At 69.1% G+C, this 22217-nt stretch carries 22 protein-coding genes and 1 tRNA gene; 5 read left to right on the forward strand and 18 right to left on the reverse strand.

Annotation, left to right across the window (positions count from 1 at the left end; genetic code table 11):
• Window positions 1-218: 218 nt before the first annotated feature.
• Window positions 219-848, reverse strand: a complete 630-nt coding sequence (locus ACFKCF_RS14610) for a LysE family translocator (protein WP_394493822.1) — start codon at window positions 846-848, stop codon at window positions 219-221.
• Between the two features lie 98 nt (window positions 849-946).
• Here ACFKCF_RS14610 and ACFKCF_RS14615 point away from each other — a divergent pair, with 98 nt between their 5' ends.
• From ACFKCF_RS14615 to ACFKCF_RS14625, 3 genes are read left to right on the forward strand one after another with little or no spacing between them, the layout of a single operon-like run.
• Window positions 947-1894 carry a neutral zinc metallopeptidase gene (locus ACFKCF_RS14615; RefSeq protein WP_394493824.1) on the forward strand — a complete coding sequence of 316 codons (948 nt, stop codon included), beginning with the start codon at window positions 947-949 and terminating at the stop codon, window positions 1892-1894.
• A gap of 52 nt (window positions 1895-1946) precedes the next feature.
• On the forward strand, window positions 1947-2789 hold the full coding sequence (locus ACFKCF_RS14620) for a neutral zinc metallopeptidase (RefSeq protein WP_394493826.1): 843 nt from the start codon (window positions 1947-1949) through the stop codon (window positions 2787-2789).
• A 48-nt stretch (window positions 2790-2837) separates the two neighbouring features.
• Window positions 2838-3134, forward strand: coding sequence for a type II toxin-antitoxin system VapB family antitoxin (locus tag ACFKCF_RS14625; RefSeq protein WP_185069514.1), 297 nt, complete (start codon window positions 2838-2840; stop codon window positions 3132-3134).
• A 216-nt stretch (window positions 3135-3350) separates the two neighbouring features.
• Here ACFKCF_RS14625 and ACFKCF_RS14630 read toward each other — a convergent pair whose 3' ends face one another.
• From ACFKCF_RS14630 to ACFKCF_RS14680, 11 genes are all read right to left on the reverse strand, one after another.
• A complete protein-coding gene (locus ACFKCF_RS14630) occupies window positions 3351-4085 on the reverse strand; it encodes a FadR/GntR family transcriptional regulator (RefSeq protein WP_394493828.1) in 735 nt (244 codons plus the stop codon).
• Complete coding sequence (locus ACFKCF_RS14635; protein WP_394493830.1) at window positions 4076-5089, reverse strand: aldo/keto reductase; 1014 nt, start codon at window positions 5087-5089, stop codon at window positions 4076-4078. The genes ACFKCF_RS14630 and ACFKCF_RS14635 overlap by 10 nt, the downstream gene beginning before the upstream one ends.
• A 309-nt stretch (window positions 5090-5398) precedes the next feature.
• Complete coding sequence (locus ACFKCF_RS14640) at window positions 5399-5521, reverse strand: hypothetical protein (RefSeq protein ID WP_394493832.1); 123 nt, start codon at window positions 5519-5521, stop codon at window positions 5399-5401.
• On the reverse strand, window positions 5518-6279 hold the full coding sequence (locus ACFKCF_RS14645; protein ID WP_394493833.1) for an SDR family oxidoreductase: 762 nt from the start codon (window positions 6277-6279) through the stop codon (window positions 5518-5520). The genes ACFKCF_RS14640 and ACFKCF_RS14645 overlap by 4 nt, the downstream gene beginning before the upstream one ends.
• The gene (locus tag ACFKCF_RS14650) at window positions 6276-7319 is read right to left on the reverse strand and encodes a zinc-binding dehydrogenase (protein ID WP_394493835.1); all 1044 of its coding nucleotides are present in this window, start codon (window positions 7317-7319) and stop codon (window positions 6276-6278) included. The genes ACFKCF_RS14645 and ACFKCF_RS14650 overlap by 4 nt, the downstream gene beginning before the upstream one ends.
• Window positions 7320-7337: 18 nt before the next feature.
• Window positions 7338-7754: an RbsD/FucU family protein gene (locus ACFKCF_RS14655; RefSeq protein WP_394493837.1), complete on the reverse strand. Its 417-nt coding sequence runs from the start codon at window positions 7752-7754 to the stop codon at window positions 7338-7340.
• Complete coding sequence (locus tag ACFKCF_RS14660; protein ID WP_394493839.1) at window positions 7745-8647, reverse strand: amidohydrolase family protein; 903 nt, start codon at window positions 8645-8647, stop codon at window positions 7745-7747. Before ACFKCF_RS14660 ends, ACFKCF_RS14655 begins: the two co-directional genes overlap by 10 nt.
• Entirely contained in the window at window positions 8640-9965 is a 1326-nt protein-coding gene (locus ACFKCF_RS14665; protein WP_394493841.1) for an L-fuconate dehydratase, read from the reverse strand. Before ACFKCF_RS14665 ends, ACFKCF_RS14660 begins: the two co-directional genes overlap by 8 nt.
• A gap of 90 nt (window positions 9966-10055) precedes the next feature.
• Entirely contained in the window at window positions 10056-11099 is a 1044-nt protein-coding gene (locus ACFKCF_RS14670) for an ABC transporter permease (protein ID WP_394493843.1), read from the reverse strand.
• Entirely contained in the window at window positions 11092-12654 is a 1563-nt protein-coding gene (locus ACFKCF_RS14675; protein ID WP_394493845.1) for a sugar ABC transporter ATP-binding protein, read from the reverse strand. Before ACFKCF_RS14675 ends, ACFKCF_RS14670 begins: the two co-directional genes overlap by 8 nt.
• A gap of 65 nt (window positions 12655-12719) precedes the next feature.
• Window positions 12720-13781, reverse strand: a complete 1062-nt coding sequence (locus ACFKCF_RS14680; protein WP_394493847.1) for a sugar ABC transporter substrate-binding protein — start codon at window positions 13779-13781, stop codon at window positions 12720-12722.
• Window positions 13782-14699: 918 nt separating this feature from the next.
• On the opposite strand from ACFKCF_RS14680, the gene ACFKCF_RS14685 reads away from it, so the two are divergent.
• Window positions 14700-16322: an ABC-F family ATP-binding cassette domain-containing protein gene (locus tag ACFKCF_RS14685; protein WP_394493849.1), complete on the forward strand. Its 1623-nt coding sequence runs from the start codon at window positions 14700-14702 to the stop codon at window positions 16320-16322.
• A 308-nt stretch (window positions 16323-16630) separates the two neighbouring features.
• Here the strand turns inward: ACFKCF_RS14685 and ACFKCF_RS14690 are convergent, their stop codons facing one another.
• Window positions 16631-17869 carry an erythromycin esterase family protein gene (locus ACFKCF_RS14690; RefSeq protein ID WP_394493851.1) on the reverse strand — a complete coding sequence of 413 codons (1239 nt, stop codon included), beginning with the start codon at window positions 17867-17869 and terminating at the stop codon, window positions 16631-16633.
• A gap of 611 nt (window positions 17870-18480) precedes the next feature.
• Here ACFKCF_RS14690 and ACFKCF_RS14695 point away from each other — a divergent pair.
• Window positions 18481-19596, forward strand: coding sequence for a hypothetical protein (locus ACFKCF_RS14695; protein ID WP_394493853.1), 1116 nt, complete (start codon window positions 18481-18483; stop codon window positions 19594-19596).
• On the opposite strand, the gene ACFKCF_RS14700 is transcribed toward ACFKCF_RS14695, so the two are convergent.
• The 5 genes from ACFKCF_RS14700 to ACFKCF_RS14720 all read right to left on the reverse strand — a co-directional run bounded on the left by ACFKCF_RS14700 (window position 19587) and on the right by ACFKCF_RS14720 (window position 22112).
• Window positions 19587-20351 carry a BTAD domain-containing putative transcriptional regulator gene (locus tag ACFKCF_RS14700; RefSeq protein ID WP_394493854.1) on the reverse strand — a complete coding sequence of 255 codons (765 nt, stop codon included), beginning with the start codon at window positions 20349-20351 and terminating at the stop codon, window positions 19587-19589. The genes ACFKCF_RS14695 and ACFKCF_RS14700 overlap by 10 nt on opposite strands.
• A 185-nt stretch (window positions 20352-20536) precedes the next feature.
• A tRNA-Ser gene (locus tag ACFKCF_RS14705) sits at window positions 20537-20626 on the reverse strand.
• A 10-nt stretch (window positions 20627-20636) separates the two neighbouring features.
• Window positions 20637-21074: a tRNA adenosine(34) deaminase TadA gene (tadA, locus tag ACFKCF_RS14710; protein ID WP_394493976.1), complete on the reverse strand. Its 438-nt coding sequence runs from the start codon at window positions 21072-21074 to the stop codon at window positions 20637-20639.
• Window positions 21075-21105: 31 nt separating this feature from the next.
• On the reverse strand, window positions 21106-21582 hold the full coding sequence (locus tag ACFKCF_RS14715) for a tRNA adenosine deaminase-associated protein (protein ID WP_394493856.1): 477 nt from the start codon (window positions 21580-21582) through the stop codon (window positions 21106-21108).
• A 17-nt stretch (window positions 21583-21599) separates the two neighbouring features.
• Complete coding sequence (locus ACFKCF_RS14720; RefSeq protein WP_394493858.1) at window positions 21600-22112, reverse strand: tRNA adenosine deaminase-associated protein; 513 nt, start codon at window positions 22110-22112, stop codon at window positions 21600-21602.
• Window positions 22113-22217 lie beyond the last annotated feature (105 nt).

Below are 22217 nucleotides of genomic sequence, written 5' to 3' on the forward strand. Positions count from 1 at the left end.
AAAGGTCTTATAACCCGCGCGGCTCCCTCGGCGGACCGGCCCCGGATCCGGCTCTGGTGGCTCAACGTTCGCAGGGACGGCGGTCGAGCGCGGCGCCCAGAGGTGGCTGTGCCCGAAGGGGCAAATCTATGGTTCCGTCCGTGGAGGGTCTGTTCGGCGGGGCTGCGCCGTACTACGCCAGGTACCGCCCGGGCTACGGTCAGGGGAACGCCCCGCCGTTAGGCGGCGACCAGGGCCTTTGAGCGGTCGGTGGCCATGTGGACGGCGAAGGCGCCGAGGACCGTGCCGGTGACGTAGCGCTGGACGCGGAGCCAGAGGGGGCGGCTGCCCAGGAAGGCGGCCAGGGCGCCGGCCGAGATGGCGATCAGGCCGTTGACCGTGGTGGCGACGACGATCTGGACGGAGCCTAGCGCCAGGCTCTGCAGCAGTACGTGGCCCATCGAAGGGTCGATGAACTGCGGGAGCAGCGACAGGTACAGGATGGCGATCTTGGGGTTGAGCAGGCAGGTCAGCAGGCCCATGCCGAACAGCTTGCGCGGGGGTTCGGGCGTGAGCGTGCGCGGCTGGAAGGCCGAGGTCCCGCCCGGCTTGACGGCGTTCCAGGCCAGCCAGAGCAGGTACGCGGCGCCGGCGAGCTTGAGTGCCGTGTAGGCCTCCGGCACGTACGCGAACACGGCCGTCAGCCCCAGGCACGTCGCGGTCAGGTAGAGCGTGAAGCCGAGGAAGACGCCGGTGAGGGAGATCAGGCCGGCCCGGCGGCCTTGGGTGATCGATCGTGAGACCAGATAGACCATGTTCGGCCCGGGCGTGAGAACCATGCCCAGCGACACCAACGCAATTCCGATCAAGCCACCCGTCATATCGGCAGATTAGCGGACATAATCGATCGCCTGCATCCCTATTTGTCGCGCTGCGTATTCGATCCGTTGCTGGGGAGTAGGGAGGCATGCAGTTCGACGACGACGCGCAACTCGATCCGTCGCAGGTCGAGGACGTACGGGCCTCGGGTCCGCAGCCGGGCTGGGGCGGGATGCCGGGCGGGTGCATGCTGCCCCTCGGCGGGCGCGGCGGCTGCGGGGGCTGTCTGCTGCTCGTCCTGGCGGCGGCCGGGCTGTTCCTGTTCGGGATCATCCCCGCGCCGTTCAGCGGCCAGGAAGGCGGGCCGCAGGGAGGCGGGCGGCAGCCGGGCGCCCCGGCCACGCCCGCCGCGAGCGGCAACCTGGCGGCGCGGTGCCAGACCGGCGCCGATGCCGAGCAGTCCGAGGACTGCCGCATCGTCGGCACGGTCAACAGCATCCAGTCGTACTGGCGGCAGGCGTTCCAGGAGCGCGGGCGCACGTACAAGCCCGCCAGGACCGTGCTGTTCTCCGACGCGGCCAGCACCGGCTGCGGCGCGGCCGACGCCGCCGTGGGCCCCTTCTACTGCCCCGTCGATCGCAAGGTCTACCTCGACCTGTCGTTCTTCAACACGCTCCAGCGCGACTTCGGCGCCGAGGGCGGCCCGTTCGCGCAGGCGTACGTGGTCGCCCACGAGTACGGCCACCACGTGCAGGACCTGCTCGGCACCATGACCAGGGTCGGCCCCGACAGCCGGCCGGGCGCCGGCAGCCCGTCGGTACGGCTGGAGCTGCAGGCCGACTGCTACGCGGGCGTCTGGGCGCACAACGCGGTCAAGACCGGCTTCTACCGCGAGCCGTTCTCCCAGACGGACATCGACCAGGCGCTCAGCGCGGCCGCGGCGGTCGGGGACGACAGCATCCAGCGGCGCACGCAGGGCCGGGTGACCCCCGACGCCTTCACCCACGGGACGTCGCGGCAGCGGGAGAGATGGTTCACCGTCGGGTACGCCAACGGCGACCCCAAGCGGTGCGACACCTTCTCCGGAGGTATTTGATACGGCCCTGTGGGGAAGCTGTCACGCGGGCACCCCCAGAAGGGACGTCAGTATGGACTTCAGAGACGACGTCGAACTCGACTCCTCGCAGGTGGAGGATGCCGGCGGCGGTAATTCGGGCGGCGGCGGCGGTGGCGGCTTCCCCGGCGGCATGATCCTCGGCGGCGGCGGCATCGTCAGCCTGATCGTGCTCGTGCTGGTCTTCGTGCTGAACAACGTGGGCGGCGGCGACGAGCCCGCCCCGCAGCGCTCCCCGTCCAACCTGTCCCAGCAGTGCCGGACGGGCAAGGACGCCGACCAGTCGGAGCAGTGCCGGGTGGTGGGCGTGGTCAACAGCATCCAGGACTACTGGAAGCAGGAAATTTCGGGATATCGACCGGCCAAGACCATCCTCTACTCCGGTCGTTTACGTACGGGCTGCGGCACGGCCAGCTCGGCGGTCGGCCCCTTCTACTGCCCGGGCGACCAGCGTGTCTACCTCGACCTGAGCTTCTTCGACCAGCTCCACACCCAGTTCGGCGCCAAGGGCGGCCCGTTCGCGCAGGCGTACGTGATCGCCCACGAATACGGCCACCACGTGCAGAACCTGCTCGGCGCGCTCGACACGGGCGGCTCCTCCGTCTCCACCGAAGTCCAGGCGGACTGCTACGCGGGCGTCTGGGCGCACAACGCGGTCAAGACCGGCTTCTACGAGAAGCCCTTCACCCGGGCGGACATCTCCGAAGCCCTGGACGCCGCCGCGGCGGTCGGCGACGACAGAATTCAGCAACGCACCCAAGGCAGAATCGATCCTGAATCGTTCACGCACGGCAGCTCCGAGCAACGCGTCAACGCCTTCCAGCGCGGCTACGAAAACGGCGCGGCGAGCGACTGCGAACCGGGCGACCTGCGCTGACGCTCCCCGACAACGCAAGGAATCGGATTCTCTCCTAAAATCGGGGGGGTGATCTTCAAGCTTGTCGGCGACGGACGCCCTTATCCCGACCACGGTCTCTCGAATCGGGAGTGGGCGCAGATCCCTCCACGGCAGGTCCGGCTCGACTCGTTGATCACCACGAAGGCCGTACTGGACCTGCACTCGCTGCTCGCCGCCGACTCCACCTTCTACGGCGACCTTTTCCCGCACGTGGTGCAGTGGCAGGGCGAGCTCTATCTGGAGGACGGCCTGCACCGCGCGTTGCGCGCGGCCCTGCACCAAAGATCGATCCTGCACGCCAGGGTCCTTGAGCTGCCCAACTGAGAAAGGAAAAGGGAAGCCGCCGGATTCGCGGCTCCCCTTTTTCGTATGCGCGCACAGCCGGCGGCCCGAGGCCGCGATTTTCTCCATAAGTGATGTTGGAAAGCCCCCGACCCGTAGGTCAGGCTGCGGGCCACATGACCGACTGCGCGGTGCAAGGCCCCGGCTGCTACTGCTGCTGTCTGCGGCGCCGCTCGTCGTGGTTCATGGCCGCGTCGGTCAGGTTCCGGTGCTGTGCGCCGTCGGCGCTTCGCGGGGGAGGGATTCGGTGGTGCGCAGGTATTCCCTCAATCCTCGTTCGGTGCTGTTGACGTGCAGCAGTGCGGCGGCCTGGCTGAGAGCGGCGTCACGGGTGGACAGGGCCGTGAAGATCGCCTCGTGCTCGGCGAGGGTGCGGCCCGCAGCCTCGGCGTCAACGAGGCCGCGCCAGATGCGAACGCGCAACGTACGGCCGGAGATGGCCTCCAGGAGGGCGAGCAGCGTGTCGTTGCCCGTGGCTGAGACGACGGCACGGTGGAAGGCCGCGTCGTGGGCGTTGAGCCGTTCGACGTCGTCGCGGGCCTCACGCATGGCGTCCAGGTGCTGTTTCACCTCGGCGAGTTGTTCGTCGGAGATCCGGATTGCGGCGAGCGCTGTGGCGACCGGTTCGAGGAGTCGACGTACCTCCATCAGATCCCGCAGGGCAGCCGAGTCGCCCTGCAGCAGCTCCACAGCCCCGCCAAGACCCTCGAAGAGCAGACTCGGCTGCAGGCTGGTCACGTACGTGCCGTCCCCCCGCCGGATCTCCAGGACTCGCGCGACGGCCAGTGCCTTGACCGCTTCCCGTGCGAGGTTGCGGGACAGGCCCAGTTGAGCAGCCAGATCCGGTTCCGGTGGAAGCTTCGAACCCGGCGGCAGGGCTCCGGTGCGGATCAGCTCACGGATCTGCTCAATGGCCTTGTCTGTCAAAGACAATGCGAACTCCTCTGGTGCCCCTTCTCGGCGGGCACGTCCGATCTGATCAATCCTTGGGCACGAAGGTCCTCCCAAAGACCTTCGGGGATGTGCCGACGGTGGAGTTCCGCGTTCCGTGCGACCTGCTCAGCATTCCGCATGCCCAGGGTGACGTTGATGATACGGGGATGGGTGTACGGAAAGGCAATCGCCGCTGCCGGGAGAGTCGTTCCGTGCGCCGCGCAGACCTCGGCGATCGCCCGGGCACGGGCGACCAGGGCAGGCGGCGCGTCCCGGTAGTCGTATTTCATGCCCTCGGTGGGCCGGTCGAGGGAGAGCAGTCCCGAGTTGAACACCCCGACCGCCACCACGCTCTTGTCCAGTTCCTGAGCGGCGGGCAGGACGTCGTCCAATGCCGACTGGTCGAGGAGCGTGTAGCGGCCGGCGAGCATCACCACGTCGGCGGCGGTGTCGCGCAGGAAGCGGGCGAGCATGGCGGACTGGTTCATGCCGGCGCCGATGGCGCCGATCACTCCTTGGCCGCGTAGTTCCGCCAGGACGGGCATGGCCTCCTCGGCGGCCTGTCTCCAGTGGTCGTCGGGGTCGTGCAGGTAGACGACGTCCAGGCGGTCCAGGCCCATGCGCTCCAGTGTCGCCTCGATGGAGCGCACCACCCCGTCCCGGCTGAAGTCCCACTGCCTGCGCAGGTCGTCCCGGACGACGAAACCCTCGTCGTCGACCCCGCGCGGCCGCTCGTTGGGCACCAGCAGACGGCCCACTTTGGAGGATATGACGTACTCGTTCCGCGGACGGTCCCGCAACGCGGCGCCCAGGCGGTGCTCGGACAGGCCCAGGCCGTAGTGGGGTGCCGTGTCGAAGTATCGGATGCCTGCGTCCCAGGCCGCTTCGACCGCGGCTGTCGCGTCGAGGGCCGGTGTGACGCGGTAGAGGTTGCCTATGACGGAGGCCCCGAAGCCGAGTTCGCTGAGTTCGACAGAGGTGTTCGTGATCTTCCGGTGTCGCAAGGTGTGCTCCTTGGGAGTGCGAGTCGGGCGGCCGCCGGCTGGCGCATCAGCGTCTGACCGCGGCCGGGACGCCCGCCATGAGCGCCTCGACCGCCGCCGGGCAGCACGCAGGCTCCGGACGACGTTGTACTCGCCGCCGCCCTTCCAGATCTGGAAGGAGCGGGCAGTGCGGATCCGCCCCTCGCCCAGCGCGACGACGCCGGTGCCGGGAAAACACGAGGTAGCCGGCCAGGCCGGCGGCATCGATCCCGGCCTGCAGTGCCCGCATCGGTTCGGTGGCGGTGGCGATGCCGGGCACGACGGGCACATTCAGTGCCGGCATGTGGCGACGACTTCCTTGTCGGATCCGGGCGAGACCACGAAGCGGGCGCCGGCTGCCACGGCCCGCTTCACCTGCGCGAGGTAGAGCACGATGCCGTCGCCGACGGTCATCGGCCCAGCCATCCGCCGTCGACGGGGAGGACGGTGCCGTGCACATACGCGGCGGCGTCGGAGGCCAGGAACACGGTGGCGCCCGCGAGATCGTCGGCGGTGCCCCACCGCCCGGCCGGGATGCGGTCCAGGATCGCCCGGCTGCGCGCCGGATCGTCCTGGAGAGCCTGAGTGTTGTCGGTAGCGATGTAGCCGGGCGCGATGGCGTTGACGTTGACGCCGTGCGAGGCCCACTCGTTGGCCAGCGCCTTGGTCAGGCCGGCGACACCGTGCTTGGCTGCGGTGTAGCCGGGCACATTGATGCCGCCCTGGAAGCTGAGCAGCGACGCCGTGAAAAGGATCTTCCCGTAACCTCGGGACACCATCGCCGCGCCCACCGCCCTGGTCAGCGTGAACTGGGCGCTGAGGTTGACCTGGAGGACCAGCTCCCAGTCGGCGTCGGCGTGTTCGGACGCCGGGGCGCGGCGGATGGTGCCCGCGTTGTTGACCAGGATGTCCACCGGTCGCTCACGTCCAGCGAGGTCGGTGGCCAGGGCCCGGACGGCCTCGGTGTCGGCGAAGTCGGTGCGGATCGCCTCGAAGGTACGGCCTGCGGCAACGACGTCCTTCTCGACGGCGCTGCCGGACTCCTCCAGGTTGGCGCTGACGCCGATGACGTCGGCGCCGGCCTCTGCGAGCGCCCGGGCCATGGCCCGGCCGATGCCTCGCCGGGCGCCGGTGACAACGGCAAGTCGTCCCGTGAGGTCGAAGGCAGTCATACGGCTGCTCCCTGTGCGTCGTCGGTGCAGTCCACGAGGATCTTCATGACGTCGCCACCCGCCTCGAGCGCTTCGAACGCGGCCGGCGCCTGGGTGAGTGGTACCACCTTGCTGATCAGCAGCTCGGCGGGGACGGTGCCGTCGGCAATCAGCGTGACCGCCTTCTCGAAGTCTGAACGGGCGTACAGCCGTGCGCCGATGAGGGTCAGTTCGCGCCAGAAGAACCGATGCAGGTCGACCTCTCGAGGCCGGGGGTGGATGGCCACGAGGCACAGCCGGCCGCGTACGCCCAGTACTTGGACCGCAGTGTCCACACCGCCTGCCGCGCCGGAGACCTCGAATGCGACATCCGCGCCTGCGTCGCCGGTCCACTGCCGGACCAGTTCGGGCACGTCCTCGGCAGCCGGGTTCCAGGTGGTCAGCCCCAGCTTCTGCGCCAGGGTCCGCCGGTGGCCGCTCAGCTCCACCACGCGGACTTCGGCACCGGTGGCGCGCGCGACCAGCGCAATCAGGATGCCGATGGGTCCGCCGCCCACTACGACCACCCGCTCACCGTCCCGCACTCGGGCCCGGTCGACGTCGTGTACCGCCACCGCAGTGGGTTCGACGAGCGCGGCGCGGTCCAGGGGGAGCGAGTCGGGCAGCCCTACGAGGGTTGCGGCGGGCACGATCCAGCGCTGCTGCATCGCGCCCGGCGAGTCGATGCCGATGAAATCCAGGTGTTGGCAGATGTGCCGGTTGCCTGCGCGGCAGGCGGGGCAACTGTCGTCCCAGCGCAGCGGCATCACGGTGACCGCGTCGCCGGGCCGCCAGCCTTCGACGTCCGGCCCGACACGGAGGACGCGGCCGGACATCTCGTGCCCCAGGACAGCGGGTGTGCTGACCCGGGCGTCCATGTCACCGTGGAAGATGTGCAGATCGGTGCCGCAGATACCGACGTAAGTGGGGGCCAGTTCGACCTCACCCGGGCCGGGGGAGGTGGGTTCGACGGGTGCCGTGTCCAGGGTTCGGGCAGCCGTGTAACGGACGGCGAGTGTCATCGTGTTCTCACGGTCCTTTCAGTGGCGAACGCCGATGGTCAGCAGCAAGTTCGCGTAGGTACGGATGTCGGCGGTGACGATCGTCAGCGCCAGGTCGGGTGAGCGGGCGGCGTCGTAGAACTCGAAGCGGCTGAGTTTCTCGACCGGGACGGGCGCCAGCTTCGTGCGGTACTCGGTGATGGCCGGCGGCTCCGGTGCGTCCTCGGAGGGCACCATCACCTGAGCCGACTCGACGGGCAGGGCTCGCAGGAGGACGTCGAGCACGGTGGTGACGTCCAGCAGGCCGGGGGCCAGGTTGAGGTGGACCGTCCTGGCACGATCGCCGGTGGCGGTGCTGGCGGGGTAGTGGCCGTCGGCGAGCAGAACCCGGGCGCCGTGGCCGGCTCCGGCCAGGGCTTCGAGGATTCCAGGGTGCAGTAGTTCAGTCAGGAGCATGGGGCGGTTCTCCCGTCGGCGGCGGATGTCAGGCCGTAGAAGGTGGTCGCAGTGTCGGCCAGCACGGCGTCGGTCTCGATGGCGGAGCAGCCGCTCAGGAGCACCTCGACAGTGGCGGCCCAGCGGTTCCAGCCCCCCGCCAGGACGCATACCGGCCAGTCGGAGCCGAACATCAGCCGCTGGGGGCCGAAGGAGGAGAGCAGGACGTCCCACACCGGGCGGATGTCGTCGATCGTCCACTTCTCGTGGTCGGCTTCCGTGACCAGTCCGGACACCTTGCACCGCACCTGCGGGTGCCCGGCAAGCAACCTCACGTTCTGTTCCCAGCCGGCCAGATCATGCTGGACGATGGGGGGCTTGCCCGCGTGATCCAGGACCAGCGGCAGATCCGGGAAGCGTTCGGCCAGGCGGATCGCCTGGGAGAACTGGTGGCTGCGGATGAGCACGTCGTAGCCCAGTCCGCGCTCCTGCACCGCCCGTAACCCCCGCTCCACGGCGGGGCGTTGCAGCCATTCCGGGTCGGACTCGCTTTGGACGATGTGCCGCACGGCTCGCAGATACGCCCCTCCGGGCCCGGCCCGCAGCTCGTCGAGCACGTCACCGATCGCCGGGGAGGTCAGGTCCGCCCAGCCGACGACCGCGCCGATCAGAGGGTGCTCGTCGGCCAGAGCCAGCAGCTCGCGTGTCTCTACCACGGAGGTGACGCACTGGACGACCACCGTGCTCGTCAGCCGCCGGCCGGCGATGGGCCGGGTCGCGGTCGATCGCAGGTCTTCGAGGCCGAAGGTGCGGCGGATCGGCTCGTGGCCCGCCTCGTCCAGCCAGGGCTGGCGGCGGTGGTCGAGGTTCCATACGTGATGGTGGGCGTCGACCAGACGCAGGGCGTCAGACACGGGCGGTCCAGACCGGGCCGTCGGGGTAGGCGTACTCCTTGAGAGACTCCGGGTGCATCTGCGCGCTGAGTCCGGGCAAGGCCGGGGCGAGGTAGTGGCCGTCCGCAATGCGGACCGGGTCCACGAAGTGCTCGTGAAGATGGTCGACGTACTCGATGACCCGGTCTTCGACCGTGCCGGAGACGGCGACGTAGTCGAACATCGACAGGTGTTGCACCATCTCGCACAGGCCCACACCGCCTGCGTGTGGGCAGACCGGCACCCCGAACTTGGCAGCGAGCAGCAGGATCGCGAGGTTCTCGTTGACGCCGCCGACCCGTGCCGAGTCGATTTGCACGATGTCCACCGCGCCCGCCTGGAGGAGCTGCTTGAAGACAACCCGGTTGGCGATGTGCTCGCCGGTGGCGACCTTGATGGGGCTGACCGCCTCGCGAACCGCGGCATGCCCGAGAATGTCGTCCGGGGAGGTGGGCTCCTCGATCCAGTAGGGCTGATAGGGGGCCAGGGCGCGCATCCAGTCGATGGCGGGCTGCACGTCCCATCTCTGGTTGGCATCGACCGCGATGCGGATGCCCTCGCCCACCGTCTGACGAGCAGTGCGCATACGCCGTATGTCGTCCTCGAGGTCCGCGCCGACCTTCAGCTTGATCTGGGTGAAGCCGTCGGCGACGGCCTCGCGGGCGAGGCGGGCCAGCTTCTCGTCGGAGTAGCCGAGCCAGCCGGGGGTGGTGGTGTAGGCGGGATAGCCGCGCTCCAGCAGGTGGGCGATGCGCTCCTGGCGGCCCGGTTCGGCGCGGCGCAGGATCTGAAGCGCCTCCTCTGGAGTGAGGGCATCGCTCAGCCAGCGGAAGTCGATATGGGCGACCAGATCCTCTGGCGACATCTCGCTGAGAAAGCGCCAGACGGGCTTGCCGGCCCGCTTGGCCGCGAGGTCCCAGGCGGCGTTGACGACGGCGCCGGTGGCCATGTGGATGGCGCCCTTCTCCGGGCCCAGCCAGCGCAGTTGGGGGTCATGGACGAGGGAGCGGGAGAACTCGCCGAGGTCGGCGCAGACCTCGTCGACGGACAGTCCGACCACGTACGGGGCCAGGGCCGCGATGGCGGCGGCCTGGACATCGTTGCCACGGCCCGTGGTGAAGGCGAGGGCGTGGCCCTCCAGTCCGTCACCGGCGTCGGTGCGCAGGATGACGTAGGCGGCCGAGTAGTCAGGTTCGGGGTTCATCGCGTCCGATCCGTCCAGATGCTCGGACGTCGGGAACCGGACGTCCATGACGTCGAGCGCGGTGATGCGGGCGGATGCGGACACAGTGGAGGACATGGCAGCAACTCCTGTGGCGGCAGGCGGCGACACGACCTCCTGCGACGGAACAACGATGGGGCGGCGCACGGCGGCGTGGGGCCGCCCGGTTCACTCCTGGACCTTGCCGCCCGTGATACGGGAGATGGTCAGGGCGACCAGGATGATCAGGCCGTTGAGGGCGCCGATCCACTGGGCGGGGACACCCGCGAGGGTGAGCACATTCTGGATCATGAAGAGCAGCAGGATGCCGCTGAAGGCGCCGAACATGGTGCCCTTGCCGCCGTTGAGGCTGATCCCGCCGATGACGGCGGCGGCGAACACGGTGAAGATGTAACCGTTGCCCTGCGCGGAGGCGACGGAGGCGAGGCGCCCGGAAAGCATCAGCCCGGCGAGTGCGGCCAGCAGGCTGCCGGTGACGATGACGATCCACAGCACCCGGTCGGTGCGGATACCGGCCGCCTTCGCCGCGTCGACGTTGCCACCGATGGCGTACAGCGAGCGGCCGAAGCTGGTCCAGCCCAGGACGACGATCGCGACGGCGAACAGCACCAGGCAGATCCAGATGGAGGCGGGTATCCCGAACCACTGAGCGGTGCCCAGGTAGAGCATCGACTCCGGCAGTTGGAAGAAGGTCTGGCCGCCGGAGATTCCGGTGAGGACACCACGCAGGACGATCAGCATGCCGAGGGTGACGATGAAGCCATTGAGACCGAAGCGGATGATCAGCAGGGCGTTGACCACGCCGATGAGCGCACCCACGGCCAGCGTGATGGGAATCGACCAGGCGCCGGGGAGGAGCCCGAGGCCGGGTCCGACGCCGCTCGGCACCACCAGCAGGGCGGCGACGCCGGGCGCGAGACCCATGGTGGACTCCAGAGACAGGTCCATCTTCTTGACGATCAGGATCATCGTCTGGGCGAGGACCAGCAGGGCGATCTCGGACATGGTCTGCAGGACATTGATCAGGTTGTCGCCCTGGAGGAAGACCGGGTTGACGATCTGGCCGACGATCGCGATCGCGACGATCGCGGGGACCAGGGCGAGATCGCGCAGCCGGGCCACGGGTATCCGGCCGCCGAACAGCCCTTTCCGCCCGACCTCGGGCTTCGTGGGCTTGGGGGCGGGCGTATCCGCGAGGGCGGTTTCAGGCATTGAGGTCCACTCCTTCCATCGCGGCCACTAGGTCGTGGTCGTGCCAGCCGCGGGCGATCTCTGAGGTCACTCGGCCCTGGAACATCACCAGGACCCGGTCGCACATGCGCAGGTCGTCGAGTTCGTCGGAGGCGATGAGCACTCCAGTGCCGCCTTCCGCGGTCTCCTCAACCTTGCCGAGGAGGAACTCCTTGGAGCGCACGTCCACGCCTGCGGTCGGGTTGATCAGCACCAGCAGCCGGGGGTCGTCGGCGAGGGCGCGGGCCATGACGACCTTCTGCTGGTTGCCCCCGGACAGCGCGGAGACCGACAGGTCGGGGCCCGAGGTCTTGATCGCCAGTTTCTCGATCATGCCCTCGGCGAGCCGGTCCCGGCGGTCGCGGCTCAGGAACCCGCCCCGGCCGAGCCGCTTGGGCACCGACAGCGTGGCGTTGTCCGCGATCGACATGTCGGGTACGAAACCCTGGTGGTGCCGGTCCTGCGGGACGAACCCGGCGCCGGCGGCGAGCGCGGCGGGCACGCTGCCCGGCTGGGGCTGCCGCCCTGCGATCTCGACCTCGCCGCCGGCGGCGGCCCGCAGCCCCACGACAGTCTCGGCGACCTCGATGCGACCGCTGCCGGCGGCACCTGCCAGGCCGACGATCTCGCCGGCGCCCACCTTGAAGGTGACATTCTCGTATGCCTCGCCGCTGAGGCCCCGGACGCTCAGCGCCGACGTCGCGCCGACGGCCAGGACGCTCGCCCGTTCCTCGCGCCTGTCGGCCGCCGCCTCGCCGGTCATGGCGGCGATGAGCTCGGTGCGGGGAAGTTCGGCGACCGGCGCGGTCAGGATGTGCTGGGCGTCCCGGAACACCGTCACCATGTCGCAGATCTCGTAGATCTCCTGGAGGTGGTGGCTGATGAACAGGAAGGTCACGCCCTGGCGCTGCAGATCGCGTATCCTCTCGAAGAGCCGGTTGATCGCCGCGCCGTCGAGTTGCGCGGTCGGTTCGTCGAGGATGATGAACCGGGCTCCGAAGGACAGCGCACGGGCGATCTCGACGAACTGCCGCTGTTCCACGCTGAGATCGCCGGCCGGAGCTTGCGGATCGACGTCCACCGACCAGGCCGACAGCAGTTCCTGCGCTCGCCTGCGCACACCCTGCCAGCTGATCAGCCCGCTCCGGCCGTGCTCATGCCGGTTCAGGAAGAGGTTCTCGGCGACGGTCAGCGTGGGAATGATCGTCGACTTCTGGTAGACACAGGCCACCCGCTGCCGCCAGGCGTCGCGGTCCGCGAGCCGGGGCGCCGGGCTGCCGCCGAAGGTGACTGTTCCCTCGTCCGGGGCTTGAAGTCCGGTGAGGACGGACACCAGGGTCGATTTGCCGGCCCCGTTGCGGCCGACCAGCGCGTGGGTCTCGTGGGGCATGATGGTGATCCGGGCGCCGTTCAGAGCCACCGTCGGACCGAATCGTTTGACAATGCCCGTCGCCTCGACGACGGGAGGGCCCGCCGAGGCTCTCCCGTCGTGCGCCGGGGCGGGCGCGGGGGTGACTGCTCGCTCCCCGTCGCTCATCTCAACCGCCTTGTGTTCGTAAGCCGTTCTGTCTTCCTGACGAGACCCCTGACGAGCCCTGAGGCTCAGCCGAGGTTGTTGCCCCACAGGGACGTGTCGGTGCTCTTGAGGCTGGTGACACCGCCGTAGGTGCCGCCGTCGGCGGTGACGAGCGGGGCTGCGAGCTGGTCCTCCAGCAGGCCGTCACGGACCTGGACGATGGTGCTGTCGTGGTCGGTCTTGCCCGGCTTGAACGTCTTCCCGTCCATTGCGGCCTTCAGGTAGTACAGGGCGTACTTGGCGTAGAGGTCGGCCGGCTGGGAGACGGTGGCGTCGATCTTGCCCTCGGCGATGGACTTGAGTTCTTCGGGGATGCCGTCGTTCGAGACGACGAACACGTGCTTCTCGTCCTCGGGACCGACCAACAGGCCCTTCTGCTTGAGCACCTGGAGCGTGCCGGACAGGGCGAAGCTGGACTGCATGTAGACGCCCTTGATGTCCGGGTGGGCGGTCAGGTCTGTCTGCAGCTTCTGCGCGGCGACGGCGCCGTCCCAGTTGGTGGCCTCTCCGAACACCGTGATGTTCGGGAAGTTCTTCTTCATGCAGTCGTTGAACGCCTCGGTGCGGTCACGGCCGTTGATGGAGGCAAGGTCGCCTTGAAGCATGACGACCTTGCCCTTGCCTGCCAGCTTGGTGCCCAGGTACTGGCACGCCTTCTCGCCGTAGGCACGATTGTCGGCGCGGACGACCATATAGACCTTGCCGCTGTCGGGGCGGGTGTCGACGGTGACGACCGGGATCTTCTTCGCCTCCAGTTGCGCGAGGGTCGGGGCGATGGCAGCGGTGTCCTGCGGAGCCATCGCCAGGCCCTTCACTCCCTGGCTGATGAACGTCTGCGCGTTGGCGGTCAGCTTGGCGACGTCGTTCTGCGAGTTGGTGGTCTTGAGCGAGAGGCCAAGCTCCTTGGCGTACTCGGGCGTGTACTTGATGTACGAGTTCCAGAAGTCGGTGTCGGAACGTGGGTAGTCCACGCCGACCAGTGGCGTGTCGCTCGACGTGGCCGTGGTGCCGGAGCTGCTGCAGGCGCTGAGCAACACCAGCGCGGACACGGCGGAGGCGGTGGAGCACAGGACAGTTGTGAGTCTCATCGGCACTTCCTCGCACTGATCCCGAAGCGGGGGATGTTTCATATCGGCGGCATCCGTATGTCACCGACATGAAGAGATGGGATGTATTTAAGGATGAATCCAGGGCGCTGTCTACCCCTAGGGCATTTTTGCTGCGGTCCTCTCGGTAGATCTCTCACCTAGGTGCCACTGGCAATGTGCGAGCGGATGGATCCATCCCATCAATCAAGGGTCTGCTCGGGCCTGGTTGCCGACCGCTGGAGGTCGGCTCAGGAAGTCCTTCGGGGGTTGACTCCGGGAGCCGGTGTCGTGTGGCGTCTGCTCAGCTGACCTCAGGACCGCCGCCGGAACGGACGAGCGTGGCGCACGAGATCGGCGGCGCCCGCTCCGCGTCGTCGAGGGCCCACCCGCGACTACCAGCCGCAGGTGAACCCCAACAAGACGAAACCCCCGAACCCGTAGGTTCGAGGGTTTCCGATGTCCTGAGACATCACACGGCGGTGGTGGTGGGATTTGAACCCGTCCACCTACCCCGTCGGGCGTGTGATCATGCGCAGACTAACTACCCGGTAGTGGCGGACGTATCCAGACTCTCCCGGACGGATGCGGACTGGTCCGGACGGCTCGTTCCCCCAAATGGGGAGCGAGATGATCTTGCCGGCTCATCGTGCTGGCCTCCGCGGCTCACGACCGGCGCCAGGTGCGGCCGCCCGCGCAGGAGATGTCCGTCACATAGCAGCCAGACACCAGGAAGAATCGGGTAAATTGGCCACGTGCATTTGTACTTCCTCTGAGGACGACGACCTCGGCCGCCTGTCCCGCCCCTGATGACCGGGGCTTCTGGGCGCGGCCGAGCACGGCCATCGTCGTCACTCATCTCAGGTTCCCCGTCTCCACGTGTCGTGCCGAGGCGCGCGGGAGCCTGCTCTCGGAGGAAGCATGTCCAGTCCCATTGCCTTCTCAGCTCGCGCGCGGGCCCATCTCAAGACCATCGATCTGCATCTCGCCCGTGGCGGCCGGCCGGTTCTGACGGGCGTGGACCTGACGGTCTCTCCCGGCGACCGCCTCGGCGTGGTCGGTGAGAACGGCCGCGGGAAGACCACATTGCTGCAGGTGCTCGCCGGAACCCTCGTACCCGACTCGGGCACCGTGCACCGGGCCGGCTCGATCGGCGTCGCCGGCCAGGAAATCCCGATCGCTCTCGACCGCACGGTGGGCGATCTCATCGACGTCGAGCTCGCCCAGGTGCGCGCCGTCCTCGCGGCTTTCGAGGAGGCGAGCCAGGCGCTCGTCGAGGAACGTCCCGGCGCCGAGCAGGCCTACGCCACCGCACTGGAGGCGGCGGACTCCCTCGACGCATGGGACGCCGACCGCCGCGTCGACCTGTCGCTCGCCGCCCTCAGCGCGGTGGACGACCGCAGCCGCCTGCTGGGCGATCTGTCCGTGGGGCAGCGCTATCGGATCAGGCTGGCCTGCCTGCTGGGTGCCGGGCACGATCTGCTGCTGCTTGACGAGCCCACCAACCACCTCGACGCCGACGGCCTGGAGTATCTGACCGCCGAGCTGCGCGCGCATCCCAGCGGAGTGGTGCTGGTCAGCCACGACCGCGCGTTGCTGGCCGACGTCGTCACCACGGTGTTGGACCTCGACCCGACCAGTGACGGACGTCCCCGTTTTTATGGAGGCGGGTACGCCGGCTACCGGGAAGGCAAAAACGCCGAACGGGCACGCTGGGAGAACACCTACCGAGACCAGGAGAGCGAGCGGCAGCGGCTCGCGCAGGACCTGTCCGCGGCGCAGAACCGGCTGTCCACCGGGTGGCGGCCGGAGAAGGGCACGGGCAAGCACACGCGCGCCACCCGGGCGCCTTCGCTGGTCCGGGCGGTGCACCGTCGGCAAGAGGAACTCGAGGCGCACGTCGTCGACGTGCCCAAGCCGCCGGCGCGGTTCCAGTTCCCATGCCTGGAGGCACCGCAGGGGGTGACGCTCCTGCGGGCCGACGAGGTGACGGTCCGCGGGCGGTTCGATACGCCGCAGTCGGTGCACCTGCGTGCCGGTGACCGCCTGGTGATCACCGGTCCCAACGGCGCCGGTAAGTCGAGTCTGCTGTCCGCGCTCGCGGGAACTCTGACGCCTGACACGGGGAGCGTCCAGCGTAAGCGCGGCGCGCGGGTCGGCCTGCTGGCGCAGGAGTCGCCGGTGCCGTCGCGGCGGCGTGCCTTCGAGGTGTACGACGCCGTCGTCGGCCGGCTCATCAGCTCGGGCGAGCTCGACGAGACTGCCGTCATCGGGCTCACCCAGCTCGGACTGCTGCCCTCCGGCACCGCGCACAAGCCGGTGGCCGAGCTGTCGGTCGGCCAGCAACGGCGGCTCGACCTGGCGATGCTGCTGGCCGCCAGGCCACAGGTGATGCTGCTCGACGAGCCGACCAACCACCTGTCGATGACCCTGGTGGAGGAGCTGACACAGGCGCTGGCCACGACGGGGGCAGCCGTCGTGATGGCCACGCACGACCGGCAACTCCTGCGCGACACGGCGGACTGGCCCCGGCTCAGCCTCTGAGAGGATCGTGCGTGATCCGAACGACTGGCGCGCTCACCGTACTGGTGTGGGCCCGCTCGGTCGCTGTGCGGGTGGTTGGGGTGGCGCCTGGCCTGGGTCGGCACCGCCGGCAGCGAGCTGTATGACGGCAGCCTGACACCGGACGGCACGCTGTGGGCGTCGCACGGGAGACGCTACGACGGCCTCGCTCCGGCGGCCCGCCGCTGGACTATCACGTCCATTCCCGAGAACGTGCCCGGGCCCTGTGGCGGGCCGACCGGTGAAGCGGACACCGCGGCGCGGAAACCCCGCGCCGCGGCATTCGTGATCTAGAAGGTTATACCGCCGTCGGTCGTCGCGGTGGGGGTGCACAGGACCGCGTCGAACGTCTGGGCGACGGGCAGCTCCATGACGGCGCTCTGCGACCGGATACGTTCCAGCGACGTCACCGCCGGGTCGGGCGACCGCAGGTCCGTCAGGGTGATCTGGGCGTCGAACCCGGCGTGGGCAAGTGCCCTCTCCAGGCTGCCCTCAGGCGGGGCGGCCATCTTGACGGTCTCGACGCGGAACCCGAGGGCGGAGTCCTCGGCGGGCCACACCATGTCCGGTACGTGGTCGGCGGTGTGGGTCAGGCCCACGGCCCGGTACTGCGCGCCGAGGCCGCGGGCGAGGTGGTAGCCCATCGGCAACGCCGTGGGATAGCCCTCGTAGGTGACCAGGGTCTTTTGGATGTGGTTGTTGTGCGCGATCACCACAAGCCGGACGTCAGGGGCAAGGCGGTCGAGGTGCCACTGCACACAGGTGGCCATGTAGAGGTCGCGCACCGAGGTGTCGTCGGGCAGGCCCGTCCCGTACAGCAGGTTGTTCATCGCCCGCAGCATGTAGTCGGTGTGCAGGACCGCCTCCAGACGCCGTCGGGCGACGTCGTAGCGGTGCTGGTCGCTGCGCGCCACGTAGAGCGGCTCGAGAGCGCGCATCCGCAACGACAGCCGGTACAGGCCGGCCGTCAGGGACTCCTGGGTGGTCGAGTCGAGGCTCCCCCATTGAGGGGCGGAGGCGGCGGCCGAACCGCCGTTGATCGCGGCGGCCATCCGCTGGATGCCCGCCACCAGATCGGCGATCCCTTCGTCGACGACCCGCAGGTAGTCGGCGACCGGGTCGAGCTCCGGCCGCAGGGTGAGGGCGTTGGGCAGGTCGATCCCGATGAGCTCGATGGGCTGCGACCTGCCGCGGTTGTAGCGCCGCAGCCAGTGCAGCAACTCACCGAACAGGTTGCGGGTGTGCAGGCCGGCCACATGGTCGAGGTCGCCCTCGCCGCCGGCGAGCCACGGGTTGACGGCTTCGGCCTCGGCGGCCCCCATTTCGAGGGCCACGACGGTGAAGCCGCAGCGTTCGATCAGGTAGCGCAGCAGCCGCGCGCGGCCGAGCGTGAACTCGTGCACGAAGTGCGCCCCCTCGCCGATCGCCACGACCCGGGCGTCCTCCGCGATGGCGCGCAGGGTCGTGAGGTCGTCCAGGAACGGTGCGTCGGGGTCGAGGGTGGGCAGCACAGTGACGTGATCGGCCAAAGGATGAGTCGGACGCCCTGCGAAGGCAGTCATGGTATTCGCTCGTTTCTCTGTCGTGGACGAATGGCCGTGCTCAGAAACGCACGGTCAAGCCGCGGAACGCCGCTGGATGAAACGTGCGTCCCGCCTCGCTGGAGCCATGGGGCTCGGCGGATGCCGCATCTCGCGGACTGGGGTCAGAGAAACAAGCTGCCAGTGGCCATGCGCAGACTGTATCAAGTGGGCTGATGACAGCGGCAAAGGGCGAGGACGTTGTCGGCGTCGGTGACGGCGAGGACGGCCGGGGCATCAGCACTGGGCTCGCGGGTCGGCGGGCTGCTGGAGGAGGTGTCCGGCGAGCTATTGAAGGTGGCTTGACGCATTATGCTCGTCCGCGATGGACATCCGCGTGCTTGGGCCGGTCGAGGTGTTCGAGGGTGGCGATCAGATCTCGATCGAAGGGGCCCAGCAACAGTGTGTGCTGGGTCTGCTCGCCGCGTACCACGGGTCCTACGTTTCGGTCGAACGGCTGATCGAGGCTCTGTGGGCGGACGATCCGCCCAAGACCGCCAAGACGATCGTCCAGCTCAGGGTCTCACTGGTTCGAGGTCGAGCAGCACAACCTGCTGGCCGTGATCGAGCAGGCCCGGGGGCGGATGCGCTGGCGGCTGGCCGAGACGTTGCGCGCGTTCACGTACACCGGGTATCACCCCCGTGTGGTGATCTCGGTGGCGAGTCGGGTGCTGGCGGAAGCCGAGCACGCCGGTGACCTCACCGGGCAGGCCGCCATGCACCACACGCTGGCCGGGGCGTGGTTCACGCTCAACGAGCCGCGCCCGGCCGTACGCCACTGCGAGCTGGCCGCCGAGTTCTACGAGCGAGTCGGATGGAAGACCGGCGTGCTGGTGGCGCTCAGCAACCTCGTCGTGGTCGGCAGCACTCTTGGTGACCTACACGAGGGGCTGGGCAAGTTCGAGCGCATCGTCCGGCTGTGGGAGGGTCACGACCCCTCCCGGTTGCCCGCGCTGCTGGAGAACTTCGCCATCAAGCTGCTATGGGCGGGGCTGGCCCACGAGGCCCTAGAGCAGCAGTTGCGTGCCGTACGCCTGCGCGAGGAGCACGCGGAGAGCCAACCGCCGGGCTGGCATGGACGGTCCTACTCCATCCTCGGCGACGTGCACCTGGCGCTGGGCGATCTCGGGAGCGCCATGGAGGCGTTCGACCAGGGGATCGTGCAGGCGGAGGGCGGTGAGCTGGCCGCGGCGCTGTCGAGCGCGGCCATCGTCGCCCACCACCAGGGCGACGGCGAGCGGGCGGCCGAGCTGGCGCGGCGGGCCGTCCAGGTGGCCACGTCCGGCGGCATGGTCAGGGAGTACGAGGAGGCGCGCAGCACGCTCGCCCGGGTGGACGCCTCCATGGCGATCGGAGAGCGGATCCGGGTGCTGAGGGACGTTCTGGACTACTACCGGGACCGGACTTATCCCTACATCGAGGTCCGTGCCCGGGTTTGGCTGACCGAGGTGCTGCTGGAGGTCGGCCGCATCGAGGAGGCCGCGGCGCACGCGCGGGACGCGTCCGACGCGGCCGCCCAGCACGGGCTGCGGCGCCTCGAAGGCCAGGCGCTCACCCTGCTGGCCAAGGCCTGCCCGCCGGGGCACGAGCACGCCCGCCGGGCCGCCGACCTGCACCGCACGTACGGCCACCGCCTCGACGAGGCCGCGGCCCTGGCCGTACTGGATCACGCCTGAGCGGTCAGCAGCGACTCGAAGGCGGCCCGCAACTCCCGGCCGGGATCCACACCGAGCTGGTCGGCGAGCAGGCGGCGGGTCCGCTCATACAGTTCCAGCGCCTCCGCCTGCCGCCCCACGTGATGGAAGGCCGTCATGAGCAGCGACACCAGGCGCTCCTGATGCGGTGCCGCCGTCACGATCGCGCGCAGCGGCGCCACGGCGCGTTCCGGCTGCCCCAGCCGCAGCCGCCTGCGAGCCAGCTCCGCCACCGCCGTCAGCCGCACCTCCTCCAGCTCGACCGCCGCCACCTCCAGTGACCTGCCAAACCCCGACTCGCCCAGCGCGGTGCCGCGCCACAGATCGAGCGCCTCCTCCAGCAACTCGGCGCCGGCCTCGTCGTCTTCCCTGGCCGCCGCGGCGACGAGCCGACGAAAGCGCAGCGCGTCCACGTTCTCGGGGTCGGCCCACAGCACATATCCGGACGAATCCGTCTCGAGCCGCGCGCCAGGCAGGACGCGGCGCAGCCGGTACACATGTCCCTGCACGGTCATCCGCGCACTATCAGGAGGATCCGACTCCCACACGGCGTCGATCAGCCGCTCGACCGGCACCGGACGGTTCAGGTCGAGCAGCAGCGCGGCCAGGACGTAACGACGCTTACGCGGCCCGAGGTCCAGGCGGCGTCCCCCAACACAGGCGTCAACGGACCCGAGCAGGCGAAACTCCGGGACGGCCGGGCGGCCTGGTGGACGGGCCGGCCGGCCTTGCGGCATGCTCGGGGTGCGCGATTTCGCGGAGGAGAGTTCCTCGCCCCGACAGGATGAATTCGGTGATGGGCAGCCCGCCGAGCGGGCCGACGCGGGTGTCATTGCGTGATCTTGGCTGAGGGCTGATGTCTCCATGATCTTGGCAGACGAAAGGCCTCCGACCCGTTCGTACAGGTCGGAGGCCCTTCTCGTGGCGGTGGTGGTGGGATTTGAACCCACGGATGAGTTGCCCCATCACACGCTTTCGAGGCGTGCGCCCTCGGCCACTAGGCGACACCACCGCGCACGAGCTTACCGGATCCGGCGAGTAGCGAAGAACCGCTTTAGTACCGAGGAGCACTCCTCCGCCAACACCCCCATGACGACCTCGGGCCGATGGTTGAGCCGGCGGTCGCGTACGACGTCCCAGAGCGAGCCCACGGCCCCGCCCTTCTCGTCCACGGCGCCGTACACGATCCGGTCGACCCTGGCCAGCACGGCGGCGCCCGCGCACATCGTGCAGGGCTCCAGGGTCACCACGAGCGTGCAGCCGCTCAGCCGCCACTGCCCGTGCCGCATGGCCGCCTGCCGGAGCGCGAGCACCTCGGCGTGGGCCGTCGGGTCGGCGGAGGACTCGCGGTCGTTGCCCGCGGCGGACAGGACCTCGCCGAGCGGGTCGAGCACCACCGCGCCCACGGGGATCTCCCCCCTGGACCCCGCCGTGACCGCCTCCGCCAGCGCCAGGCGCATGGCCTCCTCGTACGTCACGGCGAGAGCCGGGTCACCGCAGCCGGTCGAGCTCGTCGGCGAAGGAGAGCCGCTCGGCGATCACCGACAGGATGTCGGCCGGCAGCATGCCCTCCTCCATGCTCAGCTCCAGCAGCTCCTCGGAGCTGACCCCGAGGTCGCTGAGCAGCTCGAAGTCGCCGGCCGGACGCACGCCGAGGCCGTTGCCCTCCTTGTCGGGCGCCACACCGGCGAACTCGGCGAACAGCTCGCCGAGCGGGTCGGACGGGATCGCGTGCGCGTCAGACAGGAACACCCGCGGCTCCTCCTCGCCCCGGTAGCGGGCGATCGCGAACCACTCGTCCTCCACCTCGACGCAGAGCAGGGCCAGCTCCTCGCCGGAGAGACCCAGCGTCTCCGTGACCGCGTCGCCGAGATCGTCGACGATCTCGGCCTCGCTCAGATCGATCTCGGCGCCGCTCCAGCCGTCCGAGGTCCTGACGAAAGCCGCAGAGAAGGTGTTGGACGCCATGTCCGAGCTCCAGGGGGTCAGCCGAAGACCGATTCGATGGCACGCTCGAACGGCTCGGAGAAGCCGAGCCGCGCGGCGATGCTGGACAGCACATCTTCGGGCAGCAAGTCGATGTCGCCGGAGAGGATGCCCAGCTCCATCTCGTCCAACCCGAGATCGGCGAAGATCGACAGATCTCCGGCGGGGAGCACGGTCTCCTCGTCCTGGAGGATCTCGTCGAGCTCCTCCTCGTCCGGCACCGGCACGTCGAGGTAGTCGAGAACCTGGCGCGCCAGCGGGAAGTCCCAGGAGGCGGCGATGTCGGACAGGAACACGTCCACCCGCTCGCCCAGGACCCGCAGCGCCACGAAGAACTCGTCACCGACGGCGACCAGGCCGATCGTCCCGCTCTCGCTCGGCTGCTGACGCAGGGCATGGATCAGCCCCTGCAGGTCGGACGTGAGCACGACCGGCAGGAGCTCGGCGTCCCAGCACCCGTCCTCGCGATAAATCACGATGGCGAAATCGAGAGCGTCGTCTTCGTCTGCCATCGCCATCCCCACCCGACCTCTGACACGACAGATACCACCAGCACCCAATCGTTCCAGACCCGCGCACGAACCGTGTGCCTCTCGGACTAAATTGTGATCAAAACC

Origin of the sequence: Nonomuraea sp. JJY05, assembly GCF_043496855.1 — a bacterium.
Lineage (GTDB): Bacteria > Actinomycetota > Actinomycetes > Streptosporangiales > Streptosporangiaceae > Nonomuraea.

Bases quoted from the DNA above. Each gene is read 5' to 3' on its own strand.
- ACFKCF_RS14645 (WP_394493833.1), bottom strand. From the start codon at position 6,279: ATGACTGCCTTCGACCTCACGGGACGACTTGCCGTTGTCACCGGCGCC.
- ACFKCF_RS14665 (WP_394493841.1), bottom strand. From the start codon at position 9,965: ATGTCCTCCACTGTGTCCGCATCCGCCCGCATCACCGCGCTCGACGTC.
- tadA (WP_394493976.1), bottom strand. From the start codon at position 21,074: ATGCGCCTGGCGCTGGCGGAGGCGGTCACGGCGGGGTCCAGGGGGGAG.
- ACFKCF_RS14615 (WP_394493824.1), top strand. From the start codon at position 947: ATGCAGTTCGACGACGACGCGCAACTCGATCCGTCGCAGGTCGAGGAC.
- ACFKCF_RS14680 (WP_394493847.1), bottom strand. From the start codon at position 13,781: ATGAGACTCACAACTGTCCTGTGCTCCACCGCCTCCGCCGTGTCCGCG.
- ACFKCF_RS14700 (WP_394493854.1), bottom strand. From the start codon at position 20,351: ATGCCGCAAGGCCGGCCGGCCCGTCCACCAGGCCGCCCGGCCGTCCCG.
- ACFKCF_RS14670 (WP_394493843.1), bottom strand. From the start codon at position 11,099: ATGCCTGAAACCGCCCTCGCGGATACGCCCGCCCCCAAGCCCACGAAG.
- ACFKCF_RS14715 (WP_394493856.1), bottom strand. From the start codon at position 21,582: ATGGCGTCCAACACCTTCTCTGCGGCTTTCGTCAGGACCTCGGACGGC.
- ACFKCF_RS14640 (WP_394493832.1), bottom strand. From the start codon at position 5,521: ATGACCGTCGGCGACGGCATCGTGCTCTACCTCGCGCAGGTGAAGCGG.
- ACFKCF_RS14655 (WP_394493837.1), bottom strand. From the start codon at position 7,754: ATGCTCCTGACTGAACTACTGCACCCTGGAATCCTCGAAGCCCTGGCC.
- ACFKCF_RS14675 (WP_394493845.1), bottom strand. From the start codon at position 12,654: ATGAGCGACGGGGAGCGAGCAGTCACCCCCGCGCCCGCCCCGGCGCAC.
- ACFKCF_RS14685 (WP_394493849.1), top strand. From the start codon at position 14,700: ATGTCCAGTCCCATTGCCTTCTCAGCTCGCGCGCGGGCCCATCTCAAG.
- ACFKCF_RS14720 (WP_394493858.1), bottom strand. From the start codon at position 22,112: ATGGCAGACGAAGACGACGCTCTCGATTTCGCCATCGTGATTTATCGC.
- ACFKCF_RS14650 (WP_394493835.1), bottom strand. From the start codon at position 7,319: ATGACACTCGCCGTCCGTTACACGGCTGCCCGAACCCTGGACACGGCA.
- ACFKCF_RS14620 (WP_394493826.1), top strand. From the start codon at position 1,947: ATGGACTTCAGAGACGACGTCGAACTCGACTCCTCGCAGGTGGAGGAT.